This window comes from Streptomyces sp. NBC_00443 (assembly GCF_036014175.1).
Lineage (GTDB): Bacteria > Actinomycetota > Actinomycetes > Streptomycetales > Streptomycetaceae > Streptomyces.
On record NZ_CP107917.1, the window covers coordinates 5,634,420 to 5,654,805 of the forward strand.

Consider the following 20,386-nt stretch of genomic DNA (forward strand, 5'->3'; position numbering starts at 1 on the left):
GAGGAACCCCACGTGGAACCCCAGCAGTTCACCCTCGACGACCTCAAGCGCATCCTGATCGAGGGCGCCGGCGCCGAGGAAAGTGTCGATCTTGACGGCAACATCCTCGACGAGGACTTCGAGCACCTCGGCTACGAGTCGCTGGCGCTGCTCGAGACCGGCGGCCGGATCGAGCGGGAGTACGGCATCGTCCTGGACGACGACGTCCTGTCGGAGAGCAACACGCCGCGCGCCCTGATCGACGCGGTCAACGCCCAGCTGGGCGGCGGAACCCAGGCCGCCGCCTGACGTCTCGTCGTACCCGACATTTCATGATCTCGCCGCCGTCGGCGCATCCAGCATGTCACCCGGCGGCGGCGCACACCCCCCACGCACAGTCCTCACACACAGTCCTCGTAGTGCTCCACCCAAGGGAGTTGGAAAAGCATGCCGCAGCACCAGACGCAGCGCGTCGCGCTGATCACGGGAGCCACCAGTGGCATAGGCCTGGCCGCGGCCCGGCAACTGGGCGCCGCCGGGCACCGCGTGTTCATCGGGGCGCGTGACGCCGACAACGTGGCCGCGACGGTCAAGCAGCTCCAGGAGGAGGGCTTGGAGGCGGACGGCGCCGCCGTGGACGTCCGTTCGGCGGACGCTGTCCAGGCCTTCGTGCAGGCGGCCGTCGACCGCTTCGGCGCCGTCGATGTCCTCGTCAACAACGCCGGCCGCAGCGGTGGCGGAGTGACCGCCGACATCGCGGACGAGCTGTGGGAGGACGTCATCGACACCAACCTCAACAGCGTCTTCCGGATGACCCGCGAGGTGCTCAACACCGGTGGCATGCGCGGCCGCAGCTGGGGCCGGGTCATCAACATCGCGTCCACCGCCGGCAAGCAGGGCGTCGTCCTCGGCGCCCCCTACTCCGCCTCCAAGCACGGAGTCGTCGGCTTCACCAAGGCCCTCGGCAACGAACTCGCCCCGACCGGCATCACCGTCAACGCTGTGTGCCCGGGCTACGTCGAGACCCCCATGGCCCAGCGCGTCCGCCAGGGCTACGCCGCCGCCTACGACACCACCGAGGACGCGATCCTCGAGAAGTTCCAGGCCAAGATCCCGCTCGGCCGCTACTCCACGCCGCAGGAGGTCGCCGGGATGGTCGGCTACCTCGCCTCCGACACCGCCGCCTCCGTCACCGCTCAGGCGATCAACGTCTGTGGCGGCCTGGGCAACTTCTGACCCCCGGCCGGCTCCCGACGCCGGCTCCTGACGCCCGCTCCAGACGCCGACGCCGGCGCCGACACCCGCATGCCGGACCAACACAGGAAGATGAGGACGAGGACGTGACCACGACGGAAGAAACAACCCGCGAGGTGGCGCACGAGATCACCGTCTCGGCCCCCGCCGACGCCGTCTACCGGCTGATCGCGGAGGTGGAGAACTGGCCCCGGATCTTCCCGCCCACCATCTACGTGGACCACCTGGAGAAGGGCGAGCGCGAGGAGCGCATCCGCATCTGGGCCACCGCCAACGGCGCCGCCAAGAGCTGGACCTCGCGCCGCACCCTGGACCCCGAGAACCGCCGGATCACCTTCCGCCAGGAGGTCTCCGCGCCCCCGGTCGCCGCGATGGGCGGCGCCTGGGTGATCGAGGAACTGCCGGGCGGCGACTCACTGGTACGCCTGCTGCACGACTACCGCGCCGTCGACGACGACCCCGACGGCCTGGCCTGGATCGACGAGGCCGTCGACCGCAACTCCCGCTCGGAGCTGGCCGCGCTGAAGGAGAACGTCGAGCGGGCCCACGCCACCCGCGAGCTGACCTTCTCCTTCGAGGACACGGTGCTCATCGAGGGCGCCGCCAAGGACGTCTACGACTTCATCAACGAGGCCCACCTCTGGGTGGACCGGCTCCCGCACGTGGCCCGCGTCGGCTTCGAGGAGCCCACCCCCGGCCTCCAGGTGCTGGAGATGGACACCAGGGCCAAGGACGGCTCGACGCACACCACCAAGTCGTACCGGGTGACCTTCCCGCACCGCTCGATCGCCTACAAGCAGGTCACCCTGCCGGCCCTGATGACGCTGCACACGGGCCTGTGGACGTTCGAGGAGTACCCGCGCGGGGTCGCCGCCACCTCGCAGCACACGGTCGTGCTCAACCCGGACAACATCGAGCGGATCCTCGGCCCCGACGCGACCGTCGAGGACGCCCGCGAGTACGTCCAGGGCGCGCTGAGCACCAACAGCCGCGCCACGCTGGGACACGCCAGGGACCACGCGGAGAAGAGCCGCTGACCATGGCCGACGACACCTCCCAGGCCATGGCGGACCACACCTCCCGGGCCACGGGCGACGACCCCTCCCCGGCCACCCGGGTCATCGTGGTCGGCGCGGGCCCCGTCGGCCTCTTCCTCGCCGGCGAGCTCCGCCTCGGCGGCGCCGACGTGGTCGTACTGGAACGGCTGCGCACTCCCACCACGGAGTCCCGGGCCTCCACACTGCACGCCCGCACGGCGGAACTCTTCGACTGCCGTGGGCTCCTGGACGCGCTCGGCGACCCGCCGCGGGAGCCGCGCGGCCACTTCGGCGGCGTACCGATGGACCTGTCCATGCCCGGCCCGTACTCGGGTCAGTGGAAGGTGCCCCAGACCAGGACCGAGGAACTGCTCCAGGACTGGGCCGGCGCCCTCGGCGCCGACGTCCGGCGTGGCTGGGAGGTGCGCGAACTCGTCCAGGAGGACGGGTACGTGGAGGTCACGGCCGACACCCCGGACGGCGTACGGCGGCTGCGGGCGGCGTACGCCGTCGCCTGTGACGGCGAGGACAGCACCGTACGGCGGCTGACCGGGGCGGCCTTCCCCGGTACACCCGCGGGACGGGAACTGCTGCGCGCGGACATCGCCGGGATCGACATCGCGAACCGGCGTTTCGAGCGCCGGGAGCACGGGCTGGCCATCGCGGCCCGGATGCCCGGCGGCGTCACGCGGGTGATGGTGCACGCCTTCGGCCGCCCGGCCCGGCAGCGGACGGGACCGCCGGACTTCGCGGAGGTCGTGGACGTATGGCGAGGCGTCACCGGCGAGGACCTGAGCGGCGGACGCCCGGTGTGGCTCAACGCCTTCGGCGACGCCAACCAGCAGCTGGAGCGGTACCGCCACGGGCGGGTGCTGTTCGCCGGGGATGCCGCCCACCGTCAGATGCCGAGCGGCGGCCAGGCGCTCAACCTCGGCCTCCAGGACGCGGCCAACCTGGGCTGGAAGCTGGCGGCGGTGGCCTGCGGCCGGGTCCCGGCGGGGCTGCTCGACACCTACCACGACGAACGGCACGAGGTCGGGCGCCGGGTGCTCGCCAACATCCGGGCCCAGGCGCTGCTGTTGCTCGGCGGGCCGGAGGTGGAACCGGCGCGCACCCTGCTCGGCGAGCTCATCGCCGCGGGACCCACGCGGGACCACCTCGCGGCGATGATCACCGGGCTCGACATCCGCTACCCGATGGGCGGCGGCACCCACCCCCTGCTCGGCGCCCGGCTCCCGCTCGGCACGCTGGCGACGCCGGACGGCCCGGTCGGCGTCGCCGAGTCCCTGCGCGACGGACGCGGACTGCTGCTGGTCGCCGACTCCGCCCGGGCCGAACTGCGCTGGCTCGGCAAGGTCTGGTCCGACCGTGTCACTCCGGTGGCGGTACGACCGGACTCGGCGGAGCCGCTGCACGGTGCCGACGGGCTGCTGATCCGCCCCGACGGCCATGTCGCCTGGGCGGGGGAGGACCCGTGGGCGGCGTCGGCGGCGATCCGCCACTGGTTCGGACGGCCCGATCCCGGGCTGTGACCGGACGACGCGACACCGGACACCACGGTCTTGGCAATTCGGATGAAATCATCTCAATTCAGGTTCAGAGAGGGAAGCGCTGTGGACACGGATGTGACGGACGTGATCGTCGTCGGCGCGGGGCCGACCGGCCTCATGCTGGCCGGGGAACTGCGGCTGGGCGGCGCCCGGGTCGTCGTCGTGGAGAAGCTGGCACGGCCGACCGGGCAGTCCCGGGGGCTGGGGTTCACGGCCCGCGCGATGGAGGTGTTCGACCAGCGCGGGCTGCTGCCGCGGTTCGGCGCACTGGAGAAGAGCCCGATGGGGCACTTCGGCGGCGTGCAGTTCGACTACACCGTCCTGGAGGACGCCCACTTCGGCGCGCGGGGCGTCCCGCAGTCGCAGACGGAGGCCGTCCTGGAGGAATGGGCGGGCGAACTGGGCGCGGACATAAGGCGCGGCTGGGAACTGGCCAAGCTGGCCGAGGACGGCGACGGCGTCGAGATCGTGGCGGTCACGCCCGAGGGCGAGCAGCGGGTGCGCGGGGCGTACCTGGTGGGCTGCGACGGCGGGCAGAGCGTCGTGCGCAAGGCGGCCGGGTTCGACTTCCCCGGGCTCGCGGCCACCCGCCGGATGTACCTGGCCGACGTCACCGGCTGCGAGATCCGGCCCCGCTTCCTGGGGGAGCGGCTGGACAACGGCATGGTGATGGCCGCGCCGCTGGCGCCGGGCGTCGACCGGATCATCGTGTGCGAGGACGGCACACCGGCCGGGGACCGCCCGGAGGAGGTGGAGTTCGACGAGGTCGCGGCCGCCTGGGAGCGCATCACCGGCGAGTCGCTGGCCGGTGGCGGCGCCGACTGGGTCAGCTCCTTCACGGACGCCACCCGCCAGGTCTCCGCCTACCGCAGGGGCCGGGTGCTGCTCGCCGGGGACGCCGCGCACGTCCATCTCCCGGCCGGGGGACAGGGGCTCAGCACGGGCGTGCAGGACGCGGTCAACCTCGGCTGGAAGCTGGCCGCGGTGATCCGCGGGGAGCTGCCGGACGCCTTCCTCGACAGCTACCACGACGAACGGCACCCCGTCGGCGCCCGGCTGCTGATGAACACCCGAGCGCAGGGCATGATCTTCCTCGGCGGCGCCGAGGCCGACCCGGTGCGCAAGGTGTTCGGCGAGCTGATGGAGCTGGAGGACGTCCGCCGCCGACTGGCCGGTGTCGTCAGCCACCTCGACATCACCTACGACCTCGGCCCCGGCACCCACCCCCTCGTCGGCCGCCGCCTGCCCCCGCGCCCCCTCCGCCTGTCCGACGGCACCCCGACCACCACGACGGCCCTGCTGCACCCGGCCCGCGGCGTCCTGCTCGACCTGACCGACGACGCCACCGTTCGCGAGGCCGCGGCCACCTGGGCCGACCGGGTCACCGTCGTCACGGCCGGCCCCGAACACCTCGGCGTCTTCGCCGGCGCGACGGCCCTGCTGGTCCGCCCCGACGGCCATGTGGCCTGGGCGGCCGTCGGCGAGGCCGCCGAAGCCTCCACACGACGCCCACCGGCCACCGTCGGAGGCCCCGCCTCCGGCTCCGTGACCGCCGACGGCCGTGTCTCCGGCCCCGTGGCCGCGGACACCCCTGCCTCCGGTCCCGTCCCCGGCACCCCCCGGGGCGCCGACGCCGAGGCCACGACCTCCGAGGCCGACTGGCCGTTCGCCGACGACCCGACCGGCATCGAGGCCCTCGTCATCGCCCTGCACCAATGGTTCGGCACCCCGGAGGTGGCGTAGCACGATGGTCACGTCCCTGTCGGTCGGCCCGCGCGTGCGGCGGATCACGCTCGATGCCGCCGGGCACACCCTGTCGGCCCTGCTGAGCGCACCGCAGAGCACGCCGCCGCGTGCCACCGTGGTCGCGCTGCACGGGGCCGGGATGAGCGCGGGGTACTTCGACGGCGGGGCCCAACCGGACGCCTCCCTCTGCGCGTTGGGAGCGCATCTGGGGTACGCGGTCCTCGCCGTCGACCGGCCCGGCTACGGCGACTCCGCCGCCGGGCTCCCCGAAGGCCTGGACCTCGCCGGGCAGGCCCGCGTCCTGCGTGCCGCGCTCGACCACTTCGACGCCGAGTACGACATCGGCATCGGTACGTTCCTGCTCGCGCACTCCTTCGGCGGCAAACTCGCCCTCACCCTGGCCGCCGAAACCCCGCCCGCCGAGCTGCTGGGCCTGGACATCTCCGGCTGCGGGCACCGCTACGCCCCGCGCTCCGCGGAACTGCTCACCGGCCCCGACCGGGCCCGCTGGAAGCACAACTGGGGCCGGCTCGGCCTCTATCCGCCCGCCACGTTCAAACGCAGCGCCGCCTTCGTGAAGCCCATCCCGGAGCTGGAGCTGCGGGCCGCCTCCGACTGGCCGGACGTCTTCGACGCGCTCGCCCCGCGCGTGCGCGTCCCCGTACGCATGACCTTCGCCGAGCACGAACTGTGGTGGCGGCACGACGCCGACGCTCTCGACGACCTGCGGGCGAGGCTGAGCGCCGCGCCGCGCGTGGTCGTCGACCGGCAGCCGGACGCCGGGCACAACATCAGCCTGGGCCTGACGGCCCGCGCCTACCACCTGCGCGCGCTCGCCTTCTTTGAGGAGTGCCTGTACTTCGAGGACGGCCTGCCGGAGCGGGACGGTCCATGACCCCGGCCAGGACACCACGCAATCCTCGACGCACAGCACTGCGCAAGTCCCGACGACCGCCCCGCCGACTGCTCGCCACCAGCCTGCGCTCCCTGACCGTACGCAACTTCCGTCTCTTCGCCGGCGGTCAGATCGCGTCCGCCACCGGCACCTGGATGATGGTCGTCGCCCAGGACTGGCTCGTCCTCGAACTGACCGGCGACTCCGGGACGGCACTCGCCACGGTCACCGCGCTCCAGTTCACGCCGATGCTGCTGCTGACGCTCTACGGCGGCCGTATCGCCGACCGGTACGACAAGCGCGCCCTGCTGACCGGGGCCAACATCGTCTCCGGTGTGCTCGCGCTGCTGCTCGGCCTGCTGGTCAGCGGCGGCGCGGCCGAGCTGTGGCACGTCTACGTCTTCGCACTCGCCCTCGGCGTCGCGAACGCCGTGGAGGTCCCGGCCCGGCTGTCCTTCATCGCCGAACTGGTCGGACCCGACCTGGTGCCCAACGCGTCCGCGCTCAGCGGCGCCTACTTCAACATCGCGCGGGTGCTGGGCCCGTCGCTGGCCGGGCTGCTGATCGAGGCGGCCGGCACCGGCACCGTGATGCTCCTCAACGCGGCGAGTTACGCGGCGACCGTGGCCGGGCTGCGCGCCATGCGGCCCGGGGAACTGCACCGCGGGCCCCGCCCGGCCGCGGGCCCGGCCCGGGTCACCGAAGGGCTGGCCCATCTGCGGTCCCGGCCCGATCTGGTGGCGACGCTGGCCCTGCTCGCGGCGGTGTCGCTGTTCGGCCTGAACCTCCAGCTGACCCTGCCGCTCATGGCCCGCACCGTCTTCCACACCGACGCCGCCGCCTTCGGCCTGCTCACCGCGGCGCTCGCCGCCGGATCGCTGCTGGCCGCCTTCACCGGCACCCTGCGCCGCGGCCGCCCCCGGGCCCGCCTGGTCATCGGCTGGGCCTGCGCCTTCGGCGCCCTCGCGGCGGCCACCGGATGGGCGCCGAACCTGGCGACGGCGCTGGTCCTGCTGGTACCGACCGGCTTCGCCTCCCTGTACTTCGCGCAGGCCGCCAACCACCGCGTCCAGCTGGGCAGCGACCCCGCCTACCGGGGCCGCGTCATGGCCCTCTACACCCTGATCCTCCAGGGCAGCGCCCCGCTGGGCGCCCTGTTCGTCGGCGCCGTCACCTCGCACCTCGGCACCCGTTCCGCGCTGTGGGCCGGCGGCCTGCTCTCCCTGACGGCCGCCCTCGTCGCGGCGGTGGCCGACCGCAGCGACACACGAGCCGCGGCCACCACCCCGGCCGACCGGCTCCAGCAACACCCGCACCCCCACCCGGCGGACCCCAAAACCGACCGCACAACCGAACCCACAACCGAACCCACGCCCGGCACCGGGAGCCGCCCATGAACCTCCCCCACATACCGAACGTCCCCCGCGGCACCCGGGAGTTGGGCCCGTCGGACCTGCACGTCTGGCTGCTGCCGCCCCCCACCTCACCGCGCGACCTACCGGTCGGCGAACTCGACGAGCACGAGCGGCGCCGCGCCGCCGCCTACCGCAGGCAGAGCGACCGGCAGACGTACGTCGCCGCCCACGTGGGCCTGCGCCGGGTCCTGTCGGTCTACACCGGCGTCGCACCGCGGTGCCTGCCCCTCGGCCGGGAGTGGTGCGAGGAGTGCGGGGAACGGCACGGCCGGCCGGTCCTGGTCGATCTGCCGGGCGCCCCCGAGTTCTCGCTCTCGCACAGCCACGGCCTGGCGCTGGTCGCGGTGGCCCGCACCCGGGTCGGCGTCGACGTCCAGGCCCTGCCGTCGCCGGAGACCGTCGACGCCTGTCTGCCCCTGCTGCACCCGGCCGAGCGGCAGGAGATCACCCGGCTCCCCGCCGACCGGCGCCGGACGGCCTTCGCGCGGCTGTGGGCCCGCAAGGAGGCGTATCTGAAGGGCCTCGGCACCGGGCTCGCCCGCGCGGCCGACCTCGACTACCTCGGCGAGGCCGCCGAGTCCTGGCGCCCGACCGGCTGGACGGTGCGCAACATGCCCCTGTGCGACGGCCATGTCGGCGCCGCGGCGCTGGCGGGCGGCAAGGACTGGCGGGCCGCTCTGCACCCGGTGCCCGCCGAGTGGCTCCACACCCGGGACGCCGACCTGCGGATCTCCGCCGTCCAACCGGCCCTGCGCACGGTGCTGCGCGCCCACGACCCGTCCGCCGTCCGGACGCACGCCCTCATCGACACCAGGAACAGGAAGGAAAGGGCCCAGGCATCATGACCGTAACCGTCACCGACCCCCGAGCTCCCGAAGCTCCCGTGCTCGACACCACCCCGGACACCATCGAGGCGGACCGGCTCACCGAACTGCGGACCATCAAGGAACGCGCCCGCAACGGCCCGGACCCCAAGGCCACCGACCGCCAGCACGCCAAGGGCAAGCTCACCGCCCGCGAACGCATCGAACTCCTCCTCGACCCCGGCTCGTTCACCGAGGTCGAGGCCCTGCGCCGGCACCGGGCCCAGGGCTTCGGCCTGGAGACGAAGCGGCCGTACACCGACGGCGTCGTCACCGGCTGGGGCACGGTGGAGGGCCGTACGGTCTTTGTCTACGCCCATGACTTCCGCATCTTCGGCGGCGCCCTCGGCGAGGCCCACGCCCAGAAGATCCACAAGCTGATGGACATGGCCATCGCGGCGGGCGCGCCCCTGGTCTCCCTCAACGACGGCGCGGGAGCCCGCATCCAGGAAGGCGTCTCCGCCCTCGCCGGCTACGGCGGCATCTTCCAGCGCAACACCAAGGCGTCCGGCGTCATCCCGCAGATCAGCGTGATGCTCGGCCCGTGCGCGGGCGGCGCGGCCTACTCACCCGCCCTGACCGACTTCGTCTTCGCCGTACGCGACATCTCCCAGATGTTCATCACCGGCCCGGACGTGGTGAAGGCGGTGACGGGCGAGGAGATCACCCAGAACGGACTGGGCGGCGCCGACGTGCACGGCGGCATCTCCGGCGTCGCCCACTTCGTCTACGACGACGAGCGCACCTGCCTCGAAGAGGTCCGCTACCTCCTGTCCCTGCTCCCCTCCAACAACCGCGAACTGCCGCCCGCCCACCCCACCGACGACCCCGCGGACCGCCCCGGCGACGCGCTGCTCGACCTGGTCCCCGAGGACGGCAACCGTTCCTACGACATCCGCAAGGTGATCGAGGAACTCGTCGACGACGGCGACTACTTGGAAGTCCACGCCGCCTTCGCCACCAACATCGTCTGCGCGCTGGCCCGCCTCGACGGCCACGTCGTGGGCATCGTCGCCAACCAGCCCGCCTCCATGGCCGGCGTGCTCGACATCCGGGCGAGCGAAAAGGGCGCGCGGTTCGTGCAGTTCTGCGACGCGTTCAACATCCCGCTGATCACCCTGGTGGACGTGCCCGGCTTCCTGCCCGGGGTCGACCAGGAACACGAGGGCATCATCCGCCGCGGGGCGAAGCTCCTGTACGCCTACTGCAACGCCACCGTGCCCCGCGTCTCGGTCGTCCTGCGCAAGGCCTACGGCGGCGCCTACATCGTCATGGACTCCCGCTCCATCGGCGCCGACGTCGCCCTGGCCTGGCCCACCAACGAGATCGCCGTGATGGGCGCGGAGGGCGCGGCGAACGTCGTGTTCCGCCGGGAGATCGCGGCCGCCGACGATCCCGAGGCGATGCGCCGCCAGAAGATCGCGGAATACAAGGACGAACTCGTCCACCCCTACTACGCGGCCGAGCGCGGCCTCGTCGACGACGTGATCGACCCCCGCGAGACCCGGCAGATCCTCAGCCGCGCCGTGGCGATGCTCGCCACCAAGTCCGCCGCCCTGCCCACCCGCAAGCACGGCAACCCGCCCCAGTAGGAGCCCGCATGACCACGACCCGGACCCCGCCCCCGCCCCCGCGCCCGTCGACCTCCGACCTGCTCGCTGCCACGTCCTTCAAGGTCCTGCGGGGCGAGCCGAGTCCCGAGGAACTCGCGGCGTTCACAGCTGTCCTGACCCTGCGTCTGACCACCCCGGACGCCACCCACGCCCCCACCCCGCAACGCCCCGCCACGGCCCACTGGACCCGCCCGGAACGCCTGCGCGCCTACGCCTGTCCACGGGCCTGGCACGGCTGAGGCGCCAACTGGCCTGCCGTCGCTGTCCGTTGTCGCACGACAGCACGCCGTAGCCGGTATTGTTGCCCGCGTGACGCACCCGATGGGTGCGTCCTCCCTTCATTCCGGGCCCCACCTCGTCGGGGCCCGGCCCGACGAGAGCGGCTCCGGGACCGTGGCTGGCCGCCTCACGTCGAAGGGAGGACGCCCCCGGATGGGCGGTCACGAGGAGCAGAAACTGACTTTCGTCATGCGGCTGATCCGGCTTCTGCCGGAGCGAGCGGCGAGGCACGCGAGGAGGTGGCTGCTCTGGTGGTGCAGCAGGTAGCCGGATATCCCCACACCCACTGGGGACATCCGACAGGCTCCCGCTGAGCCGGGCCTCGCTCGAAGTTCCCGCTTCGGGCGAGGCCCATTTTCATTGCTGGCTGAGCAGGTAGCCGGATATCCCCATCAGTCCTGGGGACATCCGACAGGCTCCTGCTGAGCTCGGGCCACCGTCCGGTCACACGGCCGGGCGAGGGCCCTTCTGCACCCAAGTACAGCACAACGGCCCCCCACCCGGCAGCACGATCACCCACTGTTCACGCGACCGCGCACCGAGCCGACGGCCCCTGTCGCGAGGGCGATGAGCAGTGCCGCGGCCGCCGCCGTGACCGGCACGCCGTAGGCCGCCGCAGGGGAGAGATGCTCCGCCAGCCATCCGCCGGTCGCGCTGCCGCACGCGATGCCGCCGAGCAGGGCGGTCACCGCGAGGGTCATGCCCTCGTTGAGGCGGCCGTCCGGGGTGCGCTGCTGGACCAGGGCCATGTTGGTGATCATGGTCGGGGCCGTGGCCATGCCGGCGAACAGCAGCGCGACGCACAGCAGCGGGAGCGAGCCGGTGAGGGACGCGGCGAGCAGGGGCAGCGTCAGCAGCGCGGTCATCGCCGCTATGCACCACACGTAGCGGTACTCGGCGGGACCGGAGAGCCGCAGCCGCCCGTACAGCAGACCCGCCGCACAGGAACCCGCCGCCTGGAGCGCGAGCACCGCACCCGCCGCCGTCCGGTGGCCCTGGGCGTCCGCGAACGCGATCGTGACGACCTCCGTCGACCCGAACACAGCGCCCATGGCGAGGCAGACCGTCAGTAGCGGGGGCATGCCGGGCGCGCGGAACAGAGAGGTGCCGGCAGCCCCGGCCGTAGGGACCCAGGGCGGCGGTTCCGTCGACCGCTGGGCCGCGAACGCCAGCACGCCCGTCACCAGGAGCACCACCCCGACGAGCGTCCCCGCCTCCGGGAAGAACGTCCCGCACAGGAAGGCCGCGAGCACCGGGCCCAGCATGAAGCACAGCTCGTCGGCGGCCTGCTCGAAGGAGTTCGCGGTGTGCAGGGCCGCGGGGTCGCCCTTGAGCAGGTGCGCCCAGCGGGCGCGGGACAGGCCGCCGGTGTTGGGGGTCGTCGCGGTGGCGGCGTACGCGGCGAAGAGGGTCCAGGCAGGGGCGTCGTAGCGCACGCACAGCAGCAGCGCGAGGCTGCCCAGCGCCGCGCAGAGCGTGGCGGGTACGGCGACCCGGGCCTGGCCGTACCGGTCGACGAGCCGCGCCGTCCAGGGGGCGACCAGCGCCGTCGCCGCGAGGCCGGTCGCGGTGACGGCGCCGGCGAGGGCGTACGACCCCCGGGTGCCGGCGATCATCACGACCGCGCTCACGCTGAACATGCCCATGGGGAGGCGGGCGGCGAGGTTGGCGAGGGTGAACGCGCGGGTGCCGGGGTGGGCGAAGAGCCGGCGGTACGGGCGGGAGGTGTGACTGACGGAGGGGGTCGGGGCGTTCGTGGACGGCGATTGCGGCATGGCTCCACCGTCGCCCGCAGTGGATCAAGGGGTCCAACACCTGTTCGGGACGGATTCACGCACCTGTGTTGTGAGACGCACGCGGGCTGTAGGTTCCCCGCATGTCCGCTGCCGCCCCCGCCCACCTCGACCCCCGCCTCCTGCGCGCCTTCCTCGCCGTGGCGGACGAGCTGCACTTCACGCGCGCCGCGGCCCGCCTGTACGTCGCCCAGCAGGCGCTGAGCCGGGACGTACGGCGGCAGGAGCGGGAGTTGGGCGCCGAGCTGTTCGTGCGGACGACCCGGCATGTCACGCTGACGGCCGACGGCGAGCGGCTGGTGCCGTACGCCCGCCGTGCCCTCCAGGCCCAGGACGATCTGCTCGCCGCCTTCGGCCAGGCGCGGCCCCTGCTGGTGGACCTGAACTCGCCAGGCCTGGACACCGGCCGCCGGGTCCTGCACCGGGCCCGCGAACTCGCCCCGGAGCACGAACTGATGGCCCGCTACGAGAGCGGCCTGACGGGTGCGGCCGCGGAGCTGGTCGCGGGGCGGCTGGACGCGTCCTTCGGACGGTTCGCGGGGCTGGACCCGGCGCTGCGGGCCGGCCTCGACCATCAGCCGGTCCGCTACGAGCCGATGGCGATCGTGCTGCCCGAGGACCATCCGCTGGCCGCCCTGGAGCGGGTGCCGCTGGCCGCGCTGGCCGGCGAGACCGTGTACGCCGGTGCCGGCAACCCCCGTACCCCGGAGTGGACCGACCTCGCGCACCGGCTCTTCGACGGGCGGGGCATCGAGGTCGCCCCGCCCGCGCCGCTCGCCGTCGGCGACGAGGAGTTCCGGCGCATCATGGCGAAACTGCGCCATCCCGTCCTGGCCGTGGTCGACTTCCCGGCCATGCCCGGGACCGTGCTGCGCCCGCTGGTCGACCCCGTGCCCCTGTCGCCCGTGTCCCTGGTGTGGCGAAAGGGCCTGGCGCACCCCGCTTTCGACGCCCTTCGACACGCCGCGGCCCGGCTCGCGGCCGAGGAGGGGTGGCTGGAGCCGCCCGCCGGTGGATGGGTCCCGGATGTGGACTCGGCATCCTGGGTGTATACAACTAACTGCCCGACGTGAGCGTCATCACTTGTACGCCAAATGTCCTTTATTCGCCGATGTGCTGGATCACATAACACTTTCCTCCGTGGAGAGTTTGTGAAGGGCGCTGGTAATTTGTAGGCGCGCTGGACTGTGAGGTCGGCATATAACGAATGCGAGGGGGAGGCCGTGGCGCTGAGGGGGCGTGGGGAGGAGCGGGAGGAGCCTCAAGGGCCGGACGCCACCATGCAGCTGAAAGTGTCCGGTTTGTTTCCGGTGGACCAGACCGTTCAGTTGCGGGTGCCGTCCCAACGGATATCCGATGCCGAAAGCGAATCGGCGATATCCGAAATATCCCGTTCCGCGGAGGCGAACTCATCGCAGCGAATACCCGGCGATGACACGCCCGACCAGCAGCATCGCCGCAGAAACCGCAACCGCCGCAAAGCCCCCAGCCCGCCGCTGGGCCCCCGCCTCGTAGCCGCGCTCCACCTGGCCCCCGTGCTGGCCTTCCTGACCCCCCACATCGCCCGCCTCGCCCCTCTGGCCGCCCGCCTCGCGCCCTACGCCCGCCGGATGCGGCCGCAGTACCCCCGGCCCGGACGCACCGGATGGCGCCGGTGGCTGCCCTCCTGGCGGCAGTGGCTCGGCGGCGCACTGGCCGGCGTGGGCCTCAGCAGCCTCCTCCTCGCCGTCGCCTACGCGGCCACCGACATCCCGGACAACCTCAACTCGTACGCCACCCAGCAGGACAACGTGTACTTCTGGGCCGACGGGACGCCCATGGCCCGTACCGGCTGGGTGCAGCGGCAGGCGATGCCGCTGAAGGACATCCCCGACGACGTCCGCTGGGCCGTCCTCGCCGCGGAGAACGCGAGCTTCTACAGCGACCCCGGCATCTCCGTCCAGGGCATCACCCGCGCCCTGTTCCGCACGCTGGGCCAGGGCGACACCCAGGGCGGCTCGACCATCACCCAGCAGTACGTCAAGAACGTCTACCTGAACCAGGACCAGACGCTGCGCCGCAAGGTCAGCGAGGCGATGATCGCCCTCAAGCTCGACAACCGGATGAGCAAGGACGAGATCCTCGAGAGCTATCTGAACACCAGCTGGTTCGGCCGGGGCACCTACGGCATCCAGCGCGCCGCCCAGGCCTACTACGGCAAGGACGTCAGCGAGCTCAACGCCAGCGAGGCCGCGTTCCTGGCCGCCCTGCTCAAGGGCGCCGGCCTGTACGACCCGACCCTGAGCGGCGCCAACCGCGACCGGGCCGTGGAACGCTGGTCCTGGACCCTCGACCGGATGGTCCAGATAGGCAAGCTCTCGCAGGCCGAGCGGGACACCTACAAGAAGTTCCCCGAGCCGCTGAGACGCAACCCGCTGTACGACACCGGTGAGCAGAGCGACTACCTCGTCGAACTCGCCTCCCAGTACGCCAAGAAGGCCGCCGAGATCTCCGACAAGGACTACGACCTCGGCGGCTACCAGATCTACACGACCTTCGACAAGCGACGGCAGGACCAGCTCACCGACGCCGTCACCAAGGCGCGCACGAAGGCTCTGAAGGACGACCCGAAGGCCGCGAAGAGCGTGCACTACGGCGCGGCGTCGGTGGCCGGTGACGGCCGGATCCTCGCCGTCCACGGCGGCCCCGACCACCGTAAGCAGGGCTACAACGAATCCAACGCCACCACCGTCCCGGCCGGTTCGGCCTTCGCGCCGTTCGTGTACGCGGCCGGTCTGGAGCACGGCGTCCGCAAGACCCGTGACGGGGAGAGGACCGCCGTCACCGGGGACTCCGTCTACGACGGCGACGACGACGTGCCGGTGACCACGCCGGAGGGACCGTACTGGGACCGCAGCGGCCGCAAGGTGGCCGCCAGCAACGACGGCAACAGGTCGTACGGGCAGATCTCCCTGCACCGGGCCATGGCGCTGTCGGTGAACACGCCCTTCATGCAACTCGGCATGGACACCGGCCTGGACAAGGTGCGCGCCACCGCCGAGGCCGCCGGTCTGCTGAGCTCCAGCATCGGGGCCCAGGTGCCGGCGCTGGCCACGGGCAGCTCCACACCCAGCGCCATCCGCATGGCCAGCGGCTACGCCACGTTCGCCGCGGCCGGCAAGCACACCGAGCCGTACTCGGTGCGGCGGATCACCCACAACGGCGACAAGATCTCCCTGAACCTGCCGGACCCGCGCCGGGCGGTCGGCGCCGACGTGGCCGAGGAGGTCACGTCCGCGCTCACGGACGCCTTCCGGACCGCCCACCCCGACGCGGCGCCCGCCACCGCGCAGGTGGCCGGGAAGGCCGGGACGACGCCGAAGGACACCGCCTCCTGGTACGTCGGCACGCACAAGTCCGTCTCCACGGCGGTCGTCGTCTACCGCATCGACCTCGCCAAGAGCCTCGAACCGCTGCCGCTGAAGGGCCTCGCCGGCACCGCCGACGACAGCGTCCCCTACGGCATCTGGTCCGGTGCCATGAGACCCCTCGGCTGACCACCGACCCGGTACCGCAGTCCAACCGTCAGGAGAATGAGCCGCACATGAAGTCACCGTCTGGGCGTCGCCGCAAGGCCCGGGCATCGCGCCGCACCGCCGCCGCGCGCCGCCCGGGGTTCCTGGCCCTGGCGGCGCTCCTCGTCGTCGCCTCGCTGACGGCGGGCTACCTGGTGCTGAACCGCACGGGGAACACCGAGCCGACCGCGTCGTCCGGGGAACAGCGCAAGGCGGGCGGGTCGGGCGCCAAGGAGCCGCAGTGGGACGGCAGGACCAGGGTCCTAGGGGACGGCTCCACTTCCTACACCGGTCCGCAGAAGGGCCAGTTGAAGCCGGTGCCGCTCAAGCCCGGACAGAAGCCGCCCCAGTTCGTCGTCTTCTCCTGGGACGGCGGGCTGGAGGGCGATGACAAGCTCTTCTCGCACTACCGCGAGGTGGCGAAGAAGTACGACGCCCACATGACGTTCTTCCTCACGGGGATCTACCTGCTGCCGAAGGACAAGAAGGCGTTGTACGACCCGCCGCAGCACGACAGGGGAGCCGCGGCGATCAGCTACCCCACGGACGAACACATCCGCACCACGGTGGAGCAGCTCGGCAAGGCATGGCAGGACGGCAACGAGATCGGCACCCACTTCAACGGCCACTTCTGCGGCGAGAAGGGCGGCGGCGACTGGAGCGTCGAGGAGTGGAAGAGCGAGATCGACCAGTTCAACTCGTTCGTGTCGAAGTGGAAGACCAACACCGGCGCCACGGATCTCCCCCCGCTGCCGTTCGACGTCTCCAAGGCGGTCACCGGCGGGCGCGCCCCCTGTCTGGAGGGCCAGGAGAACCTGCTGAAGGCCGCCAAGGACTACGGCTACCGCTACGACGCCAGCTCCGCGGGCGACTTCCAGATATGGCCGATCAAGAAGAACGGCATCTGGGACTTCCCGCTGCAGATGCTCCCCTACGAGGGGGGCAAGTACCAGGGTCTCTCCATGGACTTCAACTTCCTCTACAACCAGTCCGACGGCGAGACCGAGGGCGACCCGGCCCGGTACCCGCAGTGGGAGGAGGAGACCGTCGGCACCTACCTGGCGGGCTTCAACCGCGTGTACTACGGCAGCCGGGCGCCCCTGTTCATCGGCAACCACTTCGAGGACTGGAACGGCGGCATCTACATGCGGGCCGTCGACCGGATCATCGAGGACGTGTGCACCAAGAAGGACGTCAAGTGCGTGTCCTTCAAGGAGCTCGCCGACTGGATGGACGTGCAGAATCCGGCGACGCTGGAGCGCCTGCGCACCCTCGACCCGGCGCAGTCCCCGGACTGGTCGACCGTCGTGCAGTGACGTTCGCATAACGTCCTTGAATCACGCACGCATCCCCCTTCACAACAGCCACACATGGCATGCGAAGATGCGCTGCCCCCGGCATCCGTCCGCCGGGACAAGAGGGGAACCATCAGTGAAGACAAGGAAACTGAGCCGTACGCGGCGACGCGCCACCATACTCGGCGCGGCGGCCGCGTCGGTCGTCGCCGGAGCGGCGATGCTGCCCAACTGGAGCGCGGGCGCTGCGGTCGTCGACGACCCCACGGTGGACGCCAGGACCAAGGCCACCTTCCAGCGGCTGGCGGACGCGGTCTTCACCGACCGTACGGACGCGCTGGTCGACGGCGGGCAGGGCAACCGGGACAAGCCGCTGACCGACGGCTTCTCGGGGGACGTCCGGATGTCCGCCGGTACGGCCCGCAGTGAGGACGCCGCACTGTCCGCGCTGGACCAGCGCAAGGACAAGCTCGCCAAGCTGGGCGAGAAGTACAGCAAGGGCAGCACCACCGTCACTCTGGACGCCACCAGCGTGAAGGGCCGCAAGGCGAAGGTCGCGGTCACCGAGACCACCACCCTCACCTACGAGAAGGTCCGCGGCAGCGAGCCGGGGACCACCGGCTTCCAGGCCCACCACGAGCTGACCTTCAGCGCCGACCGGCGCGGCGACTGGCAGCTGACCGGCATCCACGCGACCGACGAGGGCGACCTCGCCGTGAACCAGACGGCCCGGCCGGCCGTCGAGCCCATGACCGCGAAGGTCGCCAGCACCACGCCGTCGGCGCCCAAGGCATCGACCTCGTACCCCGGCCCGGCCAACCCGAAGAACTTCACCGCGTCCGGCCTGGACTACCCGGCCATGGCCACCTACGCCAAGCAGTACTGGTCCAACTACAACCCGGCCTACCCGAACTTCAACGGCCAGGGCGCGGGCGGCGACTGCACCAACTTCGTCAGCCAGTCCCTGAAGGCGGGCGGCTGGAAGCACGTCCCCGGCTACGTGTACGACTACACCAAGTGGTTCGGCAACGCCGACATCCAGTCGCACTCCTTCATCGGCGTCAACGAGTGGTCCTGGTTCGCCCAGAACTCGAAGCGCACGACCAGCCTCGCGAACGTCTACCAGCTGGACGTCGGCGATGTCCTCCAGCTCGACTTCGACAAGGACGGCTCGAAGGACCACACCATGATCGTCACGTCCCGCAACCGCGGCGTGCCGTATCTGACGTACCACTCCACCAACACCTACAGCAGGTCGGTGGCGAGCATCATCGCGTCGTACCCGAACGCTCTGTACTACGCGTACCGCACCTGATCTTCCGAGCCTCGCCGGCTCGACGTGACGCGGCCCCCGGCGCTGATGCCGGGGGCCGCCCTGCTGTCGCCACACCGGGACCGATCGGCGCCACCTCTCAGCCCCCCACCCCACCAGGTGAGAGCAAAGTTCCTTTCCGGTCACCCGATGCCACAGCCCCGAAACGCGCCCTCCCTACCTTCGGGATCAGCCACTCGTAGTGCGACCGAGAGCGACCGAGCCCCGAAAGAACCGTGGAGGCGTCATGACAGCCCCTAGCACAGCCCCCGCCTCGAGCAGGGGAGGCCGCTGGATCGAGCACTGGGACCCCGAGGACGAGGCCTTCTGGAACGAGACCGGGGAGAAGGTCGCCAAGCGGAACCTGCTCTTCTCCGTCCTCTCCGAGCACATCGGGTTCTCGATCTGGACCCTGTGGTCGGTGATGGTGCTGTTCATGGGGCCGGAGTACGGACTCACCCCCGCGGACAAGTTCACGATCGTCTCGATGGCCACGCTGGTCGGCGCCATCGTGCGCGTCCCGTACACCTTCGCCGTCGCCATCTTCGGTGGCCGGATGTGGACGGTCGTCTCGGCGAGCCTGCTGCTGGTGCCGACCGTCGCCGCGTTCGCGGTGATGGAGCCGGGGACGTCGTTCACGACCTTCCTGCTGTGCGCGATGCTGGCCGGCATCGGAGGCGGGAACTTCGCCTCCAGCATGACCAACATCAACGCCTTCTTCCCGCTCCGTAAGAAGGGGTGGGCGCTCGGCCTGAACGCCGGCGGCGGCAACATCGGCGTGCCCGTCGTGCAGCTCATCGGTCTCGCGGTCATCGGCGCCAGCGGCGGGCCGCGCCTGCTGCTCGGCATCTACATCCCGTTCATCGTGATCGCCGCCGCCCTCGCGTGGCTGAAGATGGACAGCATCTCGTCGGTGAAGAACGACACCGGCGCCGCCAAGGATGCCGTGAAGGAGGCCCACACCTGGATCATGTCCTTCCTCTACATCGGCACCTTCGGCTCGTTCATCGGCTACAGCTTCGCGTTCGGGCTGGTCCTGCAGACCCAGTTCGGCCGTACGCCGCTCCAGGCCGCCTACGTCACCTTCATCGGCCCGCTGCTCGGCTCCCTGATCCGGCCCGTGGGCGGCTGGCTCGCCGACCGGTTCGGCGGCGCGAAGATCACGCTGTGGAACTTCGTCGGCATGGCCGTCGCGACCTCGGTGATCATCGTGGCCTCGATGCAGAAGTCGCTGCCGCTCTTCACCGCCGCATTCATCGCCCTGTTCGTGCTGACGGGCGTCGGCAACGGATCGACCTACAAGATGATCCCCGGCATCTTCCACACGAAGGCCCTCGCCAAGGGGCTCACCGGTGAGGAGGCCGCCGCGTACGGCCGCCGTCTCTCCGGTGCCTCCATGGGCCTCATCGGCGCGGTGGGCGCCCTCGGCGGACTCGGCATCAACCTCGCCTTCCGCCAGTCCTTCCTCTCCGTGGGCTCCGGCACCGGCGCCTTCGTCGCCTTCCTCGCCTTCTACGGCGTCTGTTTCGCGGTCACCTGGGCCGTATACCTTCGCCGCCCGGCCGCCGCGCAGACCGACACGGCACCTGCCACCGACGCAAAGCCGCAGCTCAGCTACGCCGAGGTGTGACGTAACACCACCGACATCAAGTCGAACCGAGCCTGTCACGCACCGTTGACAGGCTCGCTCGGCATGCAGGTGTAGCCACCAAGGGCGCGACCGGGAGCCAGAAGACCAGGAGTCAGGAGATCTGGAGCCGGAAGATCAGGAGCCGCTCCCGCCGACCCCGGTGGGAGACCC

The 20,386-nt window shown here is 71.5% G+C and carries 16 protein-coding genes; 15 read left to right on the forward strand and 1 reads right to left on the reverse strand.

The features are described 5' to 3' along the window. Positions 1-12: 12 nt before the first annotated feature. From OHO27_RS25530 to OHO27_RS25575, 10 genes are all read left to right on the forward strand, one after another. Positions 13-288: an acyl carrier protein gene (locus tag OHO27_RS25530; RefSeq protein WP_328427308.1), complete on the forward strand. Its 276-nt coding sequence runs from the start codon at positions 13-15 to the stop codon at positions 286-288. 138 nt (positions 289-426) lie between these two features. After that, entirely contained in the window at positions 427-1,215 is a 789-nt protein-coding gene (gene fabG, locus OHO27_RS25535; protein WP_328427309.1) for a 3-oxoacyl-ACP reductase FabG, read from the forward strand. A gap of 104 nt (positions 1,216-1,319) precedes the next feature. Continuing rightward, positions 1,320-2,270 carry an aromatase/cyclase gene (locus tag OHO27_RS25540; protein ID WP_328427310.1) on the forward strand — a complete coding sequence of 317 codons (951 nt, stop codon included), beginning with the start codon at positions 1,320-1,322 and terminating at the stop codon, positions 2,268-2,270. A gap of 26 nt (positions 2,271-2,296) precedes the next feature. Continuing rightward, positions 2,297-3,802 (forward strand): FAD-dependent monooxygenase, encoded by a 1,506-nt coding sequence (locus OHO27_RS25545; protein WP_443059717.1) that lies wholly within the window; start codon positions 2,297-2,299, stop codon positions 3,800-3,802. Between the two features lie 42 nt (positions 3,803-3,844). Next, positions 3,845-5,563 carry an FAD-dependent monooxygenase gene (locus OHO27_RS25550; RefSeq protein ID WP_328427312.1) on the forward strand — a complete coding sequence of 573 codons (1,719 nt, stop codon included), beginning with the start codon at positions 3,845-3,847 and terminating at the stop codon, positions 5,561-5,563. Between the two features lie 4 nt (positions 5,564-5,567). After that, positions 5,568-6,461 carry an alpha/beta fold hydrolase gene (locus OHO27_RS25555; RefSeq protein ID WP_328427313.1) on the forward strand — a complete coding sequence of 298 codons (894 nt, stop codon included), beginning with the start codon at positions 5,568-5,570 and terminating at the stop codon, positions 6,459-6,461. Then, positions 6,458-7,858 (forward strand): MFS transporter, encoded by a 1,401-nt coding sequence (locus OHO27_RS25560; protein WP_328427314.1) that lies wholly within the window; start codon positions 6,458-6,460, stop codon positions 7,856-7,858. Before OHO27_RS25555 ends, OHO27_RS25560 begins: the two co-directional genes overlap by 4 nt. After that, positions 7,855-8,721 carry a 4'-phosphopantetheinyl transferase family protein gene (locus tag OHO27_RS25565; RefSeq protein WP_328427315.1) on the forward strand — a complete coding sequence of 289 codons (867 nt, stop codon included), beginning with the start codon at positions 7,855-7,857 and terminating at the stop codon, positions 8,719-8,721. Before OHO27_RS25560 ends, OHO27_RS25565 begins: the two co-directional genes overlap by 4 nt. Then, on the forward strand, positions 8,718-10,331 hold the full coding sequence (locus OHO27_RS25570) for an acyl-CoA carboxylase subunit beta (RefSeq protein ID WP_328427316.1): 1,614 nt from the start codon (positions 8,718-8,720) through the stop codon (positions 10,329-10,331). The genes OHO27_RS25565 and OHO27_RS25570 overlap by 4 nt, the downstream gene beginning before the upstream one ends. 8 nt (positions 10,332-10,339) lie before the next feature. Next, on the forward strand, positions 10,340-10,591 hold the full coding sequence (locus OHO27_RS25575) for an acyl-CoA carboxylase subunit epsilon (protein WP_328427317.1): 252 nt from the start codon (positions 10,340-10,342) through the stop codon (positions 10,589-10,591). Positions 10,592-11,143: 552 nt separating this feature from the next. Here OHO27_RS25575 and OHO27_RS25580 read toward each other — a convergent pair. After that, positions 11,144-12,406 carry an MFS transporter gene (locus OHO27_RS25580; RefSeq protein WP_328427318.1) on the reverse strand — a complete coding sequence of 421 codons (1,263 nt, stop codon included), beginning with the start codon at positions 12,404-12,406 and terminating at the stop codon, positions 11,144-11,146. A 101-nt stretch (positions 12,407-12,507) separates the two neighbouring features. On the opposite strand from OHO27_RS25580, the gene OHO27_RS25585 reads away from it, so the two are divergent. From OHO27_RS25585 to OHO27_RS25605, 5 genes are all read left to right on the forward strand, one after another. Continuing rightward, positions 12,508-13,497 (forward strand): LysR family transcriptional regulator, encoded by a 990-nt coding sequence (locus tag OHO27_RS25585; RefSeq protein ID WP_328427319.1) that lies wholly within the window; start codon positions 12,508-12,510, stop codon positions 13,495-13,497. Between the two features lie 207 nt (positions 13,498-13,704). Next, on the forward strand, positions 13,705-15,960 hold the full coding sequence (locus OHO27_RS25590; protein ID WP_328427320.1) for a transglycosylase domain-containing protein: 2,256 nt from the start codon (positions 13,705-13,707) through the stop codon (positions 15,958-15,960). 47 nt (positions 15,961-16,007) lie between these two features. Further along, positions 16,008-17,294, forward strand: coding sequence for a hypothetical protein (locus tag OHO27_RS25595; protein WP_328427321.1), 1,287 nt, complete (start codon positions 16,008-16,010; stop codon positions 17,292-17,294). A gap of 115 nt (positions 17,295-17,409) precedes the next feature. Further along, positions 17,410-18,588: an amidase domain-containing protein gene (locus OHO27_RS25600; RefSeq protein WP_328427322.1), complete on the forward strand. Its 1,179-nt coding sequence runs from the start codon at positions 17,410-17,412 to the stop codon at positions 18,586-18,588. Positions 18,589-18,832: 244 nt separating this feature from the next. Then, entirely contained in the window at positions 18,833-20,215 is a 1,383-nt protein-coding gene (locus tag OHO27_RS25605) for a nitrate/nitrite transporter (protein ID WP_328427323.1), read from the forward strand. Positions 20,216-20,386: the final 171 nt, after the last annotated feature.

Bases quoted from the DNA above. Each gene is read 5' to 3' on its own strand.
- fabG (WP_328427309.1), top strand. From the start codon at position 427: ATGCCGCAGCACCAGACGCAGCGCGTCGCGCTGATCACGGGAGCCACC.
- OHO27_RS25545 (WP_443059717.1), top strand. From the start codon at position 2,297: ATGGCGGACCACACCTCCCGGGCCACGGGCGACGACCCCTCCCCGGCC.
- OHO27_RS25550 (WP_328427312.1), top strand. From the start codon at position 3,845: ATGAAATCATCTCAATTCAGGTTCAGAGAGGGAAGCGCTGTGGACACG.
- OHO27_RS25555 (WP_328427313.1), top strand. From the start codon at position 5,568: ATGGTCACGTCCCTGTCGGTCGGCCCGCGCGTGCGGCGGATCACGCTC.
- OHO27_RS25560 (WP_328427314.1), top strand. From the start codon at position 6,458: ATGACCCCGGCCAGGACACCACGCAATCCTCGACGCACAGCACTGCGC.
- OHO27_RS25565 (WP_328427315.1), top strand. From the start codon at position 7,855: ATGAACCTCCCCCACATACCGAACGTCCCCCGCGGCACCCGGGAGTTG.
- OHO27_RS25570 (WP_328427316.1), top strand. From the start codon at position 8,718: ATGACCGTAACCGTCACCGACCCCCGAGCTCCCGAAGCTCCCGTGCTC.
- OHO27_RS25575 (WP_328427317.1), top strand. From the start codon at position 10,340: ATGACCACGACCCGGACCCCGCCCCCGCCCCCGCGCCCGTCGACCTCC.
- OHO27_RS25580 (WP_328427318.1), bottom strand. From the start codon at position 12,406: ATGCCGCAATCGCCGTCCACGAACGCCCCGACCCCCTCCGTCAGTCAC.
- OHO27_RS25585 (WP_328427319.1), top strand. From the start codon at position 12,508: ATGTCCGCTGCCGCCCCCGCCCACCTCGACCCCCGCCTCCTGCGCGCC.
- OHO27_RS25590 (WP_328427320.1), top strand. From the start codon at position 13,705: ATGCAGCTGAAAGTGTCCGGTTTGTTTCCGGTGGACCAGACCGTTCAG.
- OHO27_RS25595 (WP_328427321.1), top strand. From the start codon at position 16,008: ATGAAGTCACCGTCTGGGCGTCGCCGCAAGGCCCGGGCATCGCGCCGC.
- OHO27_RS25605 (WP_328427323.1), top strand. From the start codon at position 18,833: ATGACAGCCCCTAGCACAGCCCCCGCCTCGAGCAGGGGAGGCCGCTGG.